We start from the raw sequence: 8,695 nt of genomic DNA on the forward strand, positions 1-8,695 counted from the left end.
ACGGGGGTGACGAGCACGGGGCGACTCCTACGGAGGGACGGACAGCAGGGTCAACGGTCCCCCAGCGGGTGACATTCCCGTATGCCGGCAGCCCGGCGCCTCGCGGGGTCAGAGCACCTCGCCGGTGTCCGGGTCGACGACGCCCGTCAGCTGGTCGGCCGGCGCGGGGTCGAGCAGCTGCGGGCCGTTGTTGCGCACGTCGTTGACGGCGGTGCTCACGGCATACGCGTCGAACCGCCCTGGCAGGGCGAGGTTGAGGTAGGGCTGGACGTGGTCCGGGGTCGTCGCGTCGGGGTCGAGCCACCCGGCCCAGTGCTCCGGCTCGAGGATCAGGGGCTGGCGATCGTGGATGGTCGCCAGGTCGGGGTCGGCGCTGGTCGTGATCACGCAGTAGGTCGTGAGCCACGCGTCGGGGTGGTCGTCGGGCAGGGACCGGTCCCGCCAGAACTCGTAGAGCCCGGCCATGACCAGGGGGTCGCCGTCGGCGCGGTGGATGTAGAACGGCTGCTTGCGGGGTCTGCCCTTGCGGTCGGTGAGGGACGGCGAGCGCTGCCACTCGTAGTAGCCGTCCGCCGGGACCAGGCAGCGGCGGGCAGCAGCGGCGCGCGCGTACGCCGGCTTGTCCAGGAGCGTCTCGGCGCGGGCGTTGATCATCCGCGTGCCGACCTTGAGGTCCTTGGCCCAGGACGGGACCAGACCCCAGGTCAGCAACCTCAGCTGCCGGCTGGGATCCTGCTCGGGCTCGCCCCTGGGCCGCCGGGTCAGCACGACCGGGGCGGCCTTGGTCGGGGCCACGTTGTAGTCGGCGGCCGGACCGGCCCCCTGGGCTCGCTCCAGCGGGGCGATCGTGCGGACCGGCTCGGCCGTCCGGTCTTCGTCGACGTCCAGGGCCTCGACCAGCTCCGCCATGTCCTTGCTCGCTGCGTACCGTCCGCACATGCCGACAGCGTAGGCGCCATTGACTACGCTGGGCGGCAGCACCTGCACCCCAGCGAACGGAACCCCGTTGACCCTCGCGGACCCCGACCATCCGGTCGACCAGACGCCCCGCCCCTCCGACACCGTCGACGCCACGCCTGCCGACTGGCCCGCGCCGACGCCGGCCGCCCCGGTCGACGCCACCGCCGTGCTGCCGGGCAGCAAGTCGATCACCAACCGCTTCCTGGTGCTGGCAGCGCTGGCCAACGACACCTCCCGGATCCGGCGCCCGCTCCGCTCGCGCGACACCCTCCTGATGGCCCAGGCCCTGCGGGACCTCGGGGTCGGGGTGCGCGACCACGAGGGCGACGAGCCCGGCTGCCCCGACTGGATCGTCGAGCCGGCGCCGCTGCACGGGCCGGCCGCGATCGACTGCGGTCTGGCGGGCACGATCATGCGCTTCCTGCCGCCGCTCGCCACGCTGGCCGACGGTCCGGTCGTCGTCGACGGTGACCCGCACGCGCGCACCCGGCCCGTCGGTCCGGTCCTCGACGCGCTGCGCGCGCTCGGCGCCGCGATCGACGACGGCGGCCGCGGGGCGATGCCGTTCACGATCGACGGGCGTGGGGGTCTGCGCGGCGGGACGGTGACCGTGGACGCCTCGGGCAGCAGCCAGTTCATCTCCGCGCTGCTGCTGTCCGGCGCGCGCTTCGACGGGGGCGTGACGATCCACCACGTCGGCAAGCCCCTGCCGAGCCTGCCCCACATCCAGATGACCGTGGAGGCCCTGCGGGACGCCGGCGTGGTCGTCGACGACGCCGAGCCCGACACCTGGCGCGTCGAGCCGAGCGAGATCAACGCCCTCGACGTCACGGTCGAGCCCGACCTGTCCAACGCCGCGGTCTTCCTGGCGGCGGCCCCCGTGACCGGCGGTCTCGTGCACGTGCCGGCCTGGCCGGCGGTGACCACGCAGGCGGGCGACCACATCCGTGAGGTCCTGCAGCAGATGGGGGCCGAGGTCCACCTGGATCGCGCGGGCCTGACCGTCACGGGCCGCGGGCTGCACGGCATCGACGTGGACCTGCACGACGCGAGCGAGCTGACGCCCGTGGTGGCCGCCCTCGCCGCGCTCGCCGACTCCCCCACGTGGATCCGCGGCGTCGGCCACATCCGACGGCACGAGACCGACCGCATCGCTGCGCTCGCGACCGAGATCAACCGGCTCGGCGGCGACGTGAGCGAGACCGAGGACGGGCTCGTGATCCGACCGCGCCCGCTGCACGCAGGCCTGTTCCGCACCTACGCCGACCACCGGATGGCCATGGCCGCGGCCGTCCTGGGGCTCCGGGTGCCCGGGGTCGTCATCGAGGACGTCGCGACCACCGCCAAGACGCTGCCTGACTTCACCCGTCGCTGGACCTCCTTCCTCGCGGGCGAGACGGCGGCCACCGAGCGCCTGGTCCGCGCCGGGGCCACCCCTCGCGGGGGGCGCCGGTGAGCCGACGGTCGTATGACGAGAGCGACGTGCGGGTCCGCCCCAACCGTCGCGGGTCCCGCCCCCGCACCAAGGACCGTCCGGCCCACGAGGACGCGGTGGAGGCCCTCGTCACCGCCGTCGACCGCGGCCGCTACACCACGCTCCTCGGTGAGGGAACCGCCGACGAGCGCGTCGTCACCGCCATGAAGGCCCGCGAGCTCGGCCGCAAGGGGATCGTCGTCGGCGACCGCGTCGGGCTCGTCGGTGACCTGCAGGGCGGCCCCGACCACCTGGCCCGCATCGTCCGCCAGCACGAGCGCCGTTCGGTGCTGCGCCGCACGGCCGACGACACGGACCCGGTAGAGCGCATCATCGTCGCCAACGTCGACCAGCTCGTCGTCGTCACCGCCCTGGCCAACCCGGAGCCGCGACCCCGCATGATCGACCGCTGCCTGGTGGCGGCCTACGACGCGGGGCTCGAGCCGATCCTGGTGCTCACCAAGGCTGACCTGGTCGACCCCACGCCCCTCATCGAGGCCTACGCGCCCCTCGGGGCGCGGTGCATCGCGACGTCCACGCTCTCCGACACCGAAGTGCTGGCGGGCGCCTCCCCCGAGGACGTGCTGGCCCGCACCACCGGGCTGGACGAGCTGCGCGACGCGCTGACCGGACAGGTGAGCGTCATGGTCGGCCACAGCGGCGTCGGCAAGTCCACCCTCGTCAACCTGCTCGTCCCCGACGCCATGCGGGCGACGGGGCACGTCAACGACCACACGGGCCGGGGGCGGCACACCAGCACGTCCGCGATCGCCCTGCGCCTCCCCGACGCGTCCGGCTGGGTCGTCGACACCCCGGGCGTCCGCAGCTTCGGCCTCGCGCACGTCCGCCTGGACCGCATCGTCGCGCTGTTCCCGGACCTGGAGCCGGGCACGGCCGACTGCCCCCGCGGGTGCACGCACGACGAGGAGGAGTGCGGCCTCGACGCCTGGGTGGCCTCGGGTCAGGCCGGCCCCGCGGGCGTCGCCCGGCTGGACAGCCTCCGCCGCCTGCTGCGGGCCCGGTCCGCGGGCGAGGACACCTAGACCCTCGCCCGCGTGGATCCGCCGCCTGCTGCGGGGCGGGTCCGCGAGCGAGGACCCCGGCCTCTAGACGCGCGGCTCCGCCGCCTGCTGCAGGCCCGGTCCGCGGGCGAGGACGCCGGCCTGTCGCCGCGCGTGGCGCCCGGACCGGAGCGGGCTCCCGCCGCAGACTGTCGGGATGGACCTGCAGCGACGTCCCGTCGAGGAGAGCATCGGCGACCGCGACCTCACCCATTGGCGCACCCCGATCGGCCGCGCGCTCGCCCGCGTCGTCACGCGGACCTCGACGTGGACGGCTGCGACCTGGTTGCTCGTTGCCACCGTCCTCGTCTGCTTCGTCGGGATCGTGGGCCTGACGGCCGCGGCCACCGAGACCTACGACGCGGTCGTCGAGGGCGACGGCGTGGCGGCGCTCGACCATCCCGTCCTCGAGCTCGCCGTGCAGCACCGCACGCCGGCCCTGGCCCAGGCCCTCACCACGTTCACCGACATCGGTGGCAAGGTCGGTATGCCGATCCTCTCGGTGGCGCTGATCCTGCTGGCGACCTGGGCCTGGCGGTCGTGGTCGCCCGCCGTCCTCACCACCCTCGCCGCCGCGGGCTCGCTCGCGATGACGGTCGTGGGCAAGCAGCTGATCGGACGCGTCCGGCCCCCTCTCGCCGACGCCGTCCCCCCGTTCGAGACCTCGCCCAGCTTCCCCAGCGGGCACACCCTCAACACCACCGTCATCATCGGGGTCCTGACCTATCTGCTCCTCACCCACCTGCACCGGCGGCGCACGCGGATCCTCGCCGTCGTGCTGGCATCCTGCTGGATCGTCGCGATGGGGCTCTCCCGCGTCGTTCTCGGTCACCACTGGCTCACCGACGTCGTGACCGGGTGGCTGCTCGGGCTGGCCTGGGTGCTGGCGCTGGTGGTGTGCCACCGGATGTGGCTGACCGTGCGCAAGCATCGGTCGCCCTCCCCGTCCCCGGCGGCACAAGGCCGGTCCGGGGCGACGAAGGCCACCTAGCCACCCACACCCTGAGGGGCCAGAAGACCGCCGACCGCTCCCGCCTGCGCCATCCCTGTCGACCCCGGGCACGCGCGCCCATCGCTGGCGTGCCCGCGGCATCGCCGACAGCCCATGTTTCCAGCGCCATCCCTGTCGGCCCCGGGCGCGCGCGCCACCCCTGTCACCCGCGCGCCCGTGGGCGCGGCCACGCGGGTGACAGGTAGTTTGGGCGGGTGAGCCCCTCCTATGACGACGACGTCCGCCTCGCCCACGTGCTGGCCGACTCGGTCGAGCGTGTGACGATGACCCGGTTCAAGGCCGAGGACCTCAAGGTCGACACCAAGCCCGACCTCACCCCCGTCACCGACGCCGACCGGGACGCCGAGGAGCTCATCCGCAGTCAGCTCAAGCGCACCCGTCCTCGCGACGCGGTCCAGGGCGAGGAGTTCGGCACGACGGGCCACGGGGCACGGCGGTGGATCATCGACCCCATCGACGGCACCAAGAACTACGTGCGGGGGCTTCCCGTCTGGGCGACCCTCATCGGGCTGGTCGACGGAGACGAGCCCGTCGTCGGCCTCGTCTCTGCCCCGGCGCTCAACCGGCGGTGGTGGGCCGCCAAGGGATCGGGTGCCTACACCGGCCGCAACCTGTACTCCGCCAAGCGGATCCACGTCTCGGGCGTCTCGTCCATCGGGGACGCGTCGCTCTCCTACGCGTCCCTCGGCGGGTGGCGCGACGCCGGCCGGCGCGAGGAGTTCCTGCAGCTCATGGACGACTGCTGGCGCACCCGCGGGTTCGGGGACTTCTGGTCCTACATGCTGGTCGCCGAGGGCGCCTGCGACCTCGCGGCCGAGCCCGAGCTGGCGGTGCACGACATGGCGGCGCTCGTCCCGATCGTCACCGAGGCCGGCGGGCGCATGACCTCGCTCGACGGGTCACCCGCGCCCTGGGGCGGCAACGCCGTCGCCACCAACGGGCTCCTGCACGACGAGGTCCTGCGCCGGCTCGGCTGACGCACCGACGGCGTAGGCGCCTCGACGTACGACGGGCCACCTCGACGCACGACAGGCCCGCCGGGGTGGAGCCGCCTCGGCTGAGGGCGCTGGCGCGCGGCGCCTCGACGTACGACAGGCGCGCCAAACTGGGGCGGCTCGGGTGCCCGGCCGGGCGAGACCAGCACGTCTGTGCCGGTTCAGCCCTCGCGCCGGCGCACCTCGACGTCGCCTCGGCCGAGCGCCCGCACCTCGTCGGCGACCTGGTCGGCGTCGCCCACGACGACCACGGTCCACCGCCCGACGTCGGCCCGGCCGTAGGCCTCGACGAGTGCCTCACCCGTCAGCGAACGCGTCTCCTCGAACATCTCGGTCACCCAGCGCGGCGGCATCTTCTCCAGGGCGAGACCGGCGGCCTCGTCCGCCACGGAGTCCGCGGTCGCGTAGCGCGCCGGTGCGGTCTGGCTGACGAAGTCGACCCCCGAGCGCACCTCCTCCGGCGTGAAGCCCTCGCGTGCCTTCTCGAGGATGTCGAGCAGGATGCCGACGGACTCGCCCGTCACGTCCGCGCGCACGGATCCGCTGGCGATGAACAGCCCACCGTCGGCGCGCGGCACGAAGGCCGTCCGCAGGCCGTACGTGTAGCCCTTGTCCTCCCGCAGCACGGAGTCGACCCTGGCCTGCGGCGCACCACCGACCAGGAAGCTCAGGACCGGGTAGGCGCCCCATCCGTGCCGGCGATCGGGACCGAGGCAGCCGACGTACAGCTCCGACTGCACCGAGCCGGGTCGGTCCACCACGACGATGCGGCGGGCGTCCTCCCGACGGACCGGGCCTTGCGGACCCACCGGCGCGACCGGCTGCGGCGTCCAACCACCGAAGGTGCGCTCCACCAGAGCGTGCAGCTCCTGCAGCGGCTCGGCACCGAGGGGAGACAGGTCACCGGCGACGACCATCACGGCTCCGGTCGGCCCCACGTGGTCGTGGTGGAAGTCCCGCACGGCAGGAGCGGTGATCGCCCGCACGGTGGCGGGGCTTCCGGCCGACGGGCGCGAGGCGCGCGACTCGGGGGTGTAGAACGTGGCGGCGAACTCCCGCATGGCACGGCTGCGGGGGTCGGCGTTCTCCTGCTCGATGTCGGCGAGGCGCTTGCGCCGGGCGCGGTCCACCTCGTCGTCGGGGTAGGCGGGACGCTGGACGCACTCGGCGAGCAGCTCCAGGCCACGCTCGAGCCGGCTCACGGGGACGTCCAGGTCGAGGACGAGGCCGAACTCGCTGGTGGAGGAGCCGAGCGCGACCCCGGCCCGCTCCAGCAGCTCGGCGAACTCCTCCGCCGAGTGGTCCAGCGTCCCCTCGTCGAACGTCCGGGACAGCAGCGCCAGGATGCCCTCGAGCTCTCGGGGCTCTTGCGCCGGCACGACGGGGATGGCGAGCCGCACCGAGGCGACGTACTGCCCGGGCGTGTGGAAGGTCTGCAGCGCCAGCCCGTTGTCGAGCCGGGTCGTGCTGGGCTCGGGGAAGGCCCAGGGGCCCGGGGGCGCGACCTCGGGACGGGCGGGGATCAGGGTGTCGGTCATGCCGAGGCTCCTTCGCTGGTCTGGGCCTTGAGGTGCGCCACGACGGCTCGGTTGGCCGGTCGCAGGTATGCCGACGCAGCCGCCCGCACCTGGTCGGGCGTGATGGTGGCCAGGCGGTCGAGGAAGGTGTTGGCGTGCTGCGCGTCCCCGTGCAGGGCGGCGTGCCCGCAGATGATGTCGGCGCGCTCGTCCGCCGCGGCCAGGGCGTGCAGCCAGGCGCGTTCGCTCTGCGCCAGGACCGACTCCATCTCGACGGGGGTCGGTCCCTCGTCGGCGAACCGGTCGAGCTCCTCGCACAGGGCAGCCTCGGCCGCGTCGGGGTCCACCCCGTCGGCGACGTCGACGGAGATGAACCCGAGCGACACCCCGTCGACCAGCCCCCAGGCCATGCCCTGCACGCTGTTGGCGAGCTGCTCGCGGCGCACGAGGCGGCGGTACACCCGGGACGAGGCCATCCCCGTGAGGGCGTCCAGAGCGGCCGACGCGGCGTAGAACTCGTCCGTGTCGTCCACCGGCAGACGGAAGGCGACGAAGAGCCGGTCGCTGGGCACGTCCGACCGTCGCTCGACGCGCAGAGGCTGCTCGAGGGGCGGTAGCGGAGCGACCGGTTCACGAGCGGCCGCAGCGCTGGCGGGCAGGTGGCCGAAGTAGGTCTCGGCGGCGGCGAACCCCTCTTCGGCGGTGAGGTCCCCGACGAGCGTCAGCGTCGTGTTGTTCGGGCCGTAGTACCGCTCGAAGAAGGCGTGCACGTCCTCGAGTCTGGCACCGTCGAGATCTTCCATCGACCCGATGGTGGGGTGGTGGTACGGGTGCCCCTCGGGGAACACCAGGGCGTAGAGGTCCGGCAGGGCGAAGCCGTACGGCTGGTTGTCGTACCGCTGCCGCTTCTCCTCCTTGACCACGTCGCGCTGGTTGTCGAGGTTGGCCTGCGTGACGGCGGGGAGGAGCCGGCCGTGCCGGTCGGCCTCCAACCACAGCGCGAGCTCGTAGGCGCCGCGAGGCACCGTCTCGAAGTAGTTGGTGCGGTCGAACCACGTCGTGGCGTTGAGCCGGCCCCCGCGCGACATCAGCTCGGAGAAGTGCTCCCCTGACGCGACGTTCTCCGACCCCTGGAACATCAGGTGCTCGAACAGGTGCGCGAAACCGGTTCGCCCGGCCACCTCGTGTCGCGACCCCACCCCGACCCAGAGGTTGACCGTCACCGTGGTGATGGACCTGTCCTCGTTGACGATGACGCGCAGCCCGTTGGGCAGGGTGCGCTCCGCGATCTGATAGTTCAACGGCATGCCGACCACCCTAGGCGACAACCACCCAGAACGCAGAAAAGCCCCGGACCTGGTGGTCCGGGGCTTCCCCACAATGTTTGTCCGGCGGCGTCCTACTCTCCCACACCGTCACCAGTGCAGTACCATCGGCGCTGTAAGGCTTAGCTTCCGGGTTCGGAATGGGACCGGGCGTTTCCCTCACGCTATGACCGCCGTAACTCTATCGACTTGTCAAACCACGCACCTGGTGGTTTGTGTGTCGGGAACTACACAGTGGACGCGAGCAATCTTCGGGTCAAGTCATCGGCTTATTAGTACCGGTCAGCTCCACACATTGCTGTGCTTCCACATCCGGCCTATCAACCCAGTAGTCTAGCTGGGAGCCTCTCA

General features: G+C 72.8%; 7 protein-coding genes and 2 rRNA genes. 4 read left to right on the forward strand and 5 right to left on the reverse strand.

Features of this window, described 5'->3' with window-relative positions; translation table 11 throughout:
- Positions 1-108: 108 nt before the first annotated feature.
- Positions 109-939 (reverse strand): SOS response-associated peptidase, encoded by an 831-nt coding sequence (locus K313_RS0110615; RefSeq protein ID WP_029211603.1) that lies wholly within the window; start codon positions 937-939, stop codon positions 109-111.
- A gap of 67 nt (positions 940-1,006) precedes the next feature.
- Here K313_RS0110615 and aroA point away from each other — a divergent pair, with 67 nt between their 5' ends.
- The 4 genes from aroA to hisN all read left to right on the forward strand — a co-directional run bounded on the left by aroA (position 1,007) and on the right by hisN (position 5,484).
- Positions 1,007-2,416, forward strand: a complete 1,410-nt coding sequence (aroA, locus tag K313_RS0110620; RefSeq protein ID WP_029211604.1) for a 3-phosphoshikimate 1-carboxyvinyltransferase — start codon at positions 1,007-1,009, stop codon at positions 2,414-2,416.
- Positions 2,413-3,477, forward strand: coding sequence for a ribosome small subunit-dependent GTPase A (gene rsgA, locus K313_RS0110625; RefSeq protein WP_029211605.1), 1,065 nt, complete (start codon positions 2,413-2,415; stop codon positions 3,475-3,477). The genes aroA and rsgA overlap by 4 nt, the downstream gene beginning before the upstream one ends.
- A gap of 175 nt (positions 3,478-3,652) precedes the next feature.
- Positions 3,653-4,486 (forward strand): phosphatase PAP2 family protein, encoded by an 834-nt coding sequence (locus tag K313_RS0110630; RefSeq protein ID WP_029211606.1) that lies wholly within the window; start codon positions 3,653-3,655, stop codon positions 4,484-4,486.
- A 215-nt stretch (positions 4,487-4,701) separates the two neighbouring features.
- Entirely contained in the window at positions 4,702-5,484 is a 783-nt protein-coding gene (gene hisN, locus K313_RS20825) for a histidinol-phosphatase (protein WP_034252789.1), read from the forward strand.
- Between the two features lie 179 nt (positions 5,485-5,663).
- Here hisN and K313_RS0110640 read toward each other — a convergent pair whose 3' ends face one another.
- The 4 genes from K313_RS0110640 to K313_RS0110655 form a co-directional block, all read right to left on the reverse strand.
- The gene (locus K313_RS0110640) at positions 5,664-7,040 is read right to left on the reverse strand and encodes a M16 family metallopeptidase (RefSeq protein ID WP_019287613.1); all 1,377 of its coding nucleotides are present in this window, start codon (positions 7,038-7,040) and stop codon (positions 5,664-5,666) included.
- Positions 7,037-8,326 (reverse strand): M16 family metallopeptidase, encoded by a 1,290-nt coding sequence (locus K313_RS0110645; protein ID WP_029211607.1) that lies wholly within the window; start codon positions 8,324-8,326, stop codon positions 7,037-7,039. Before K313_RS0110645 ends, K313_RS0110640 begins: the two co-directional genes overlap by 4 nt.
- Positions 8,327-8,405: 79 nt before the next feature.
- Positions 8,406-8,522, reverse strand: a 5S ribosomal RNA gene (gene rrf / locus K313_RS0110650).
- A gap of 74 nt (positions 8,523-8,596) precedes the next feature.
- Positions 8,597-8,695, reverse strand: a 23S ribosomal RNA gene (locus K313_RS0110655); the annotation flags it as partial.

The organism is Arsenicicoccus bolidensis DSM 15745 (genome assembly GCF_000426385.1).
In the GTDB taxonomy this organism is placed as follows: Bacteria; Actinomycetota; Actinomycetes; order Actinomycetales; family Dermatophilaceae; genus Arsenicicoccus; species Arsenicicoccus bolidensis.

What these genes read in the sequence shown, in the direction of transcription:
- K313_RS0110630 (WP_029211606.1), top strand. Translation starts at nt 3,653, where the DNA reads ATGGACCTGCAGCGACGTCCCGTCGAGGAGAGCATCGGCGACCGCGAC.
- K313_RS0110645 (WP_029211607.1), bottom strand. Translation starts at nt 8,326, where the DNA reads ATGCCGTTGAACTATCAGATCGCGGAGCGCACCCTGCCCAACGGGCTG.
- K313_RS0110640 (WP_019287613.1), bottom strand. Translation starts at nt 7,040, where the DNA reads ATGACCGACACCCTGATCCCCGCCCGTCCCGAGGTCGCGCCCCCGGGC.
- K313_RS0110615 (WP_029211603.1), bottom strand. Translation starts at nt 939, where the DNA reads ATGTGCGGACGGTACGCAGCGAGCAAGGACATGGCGGAGCTGGTCGAG.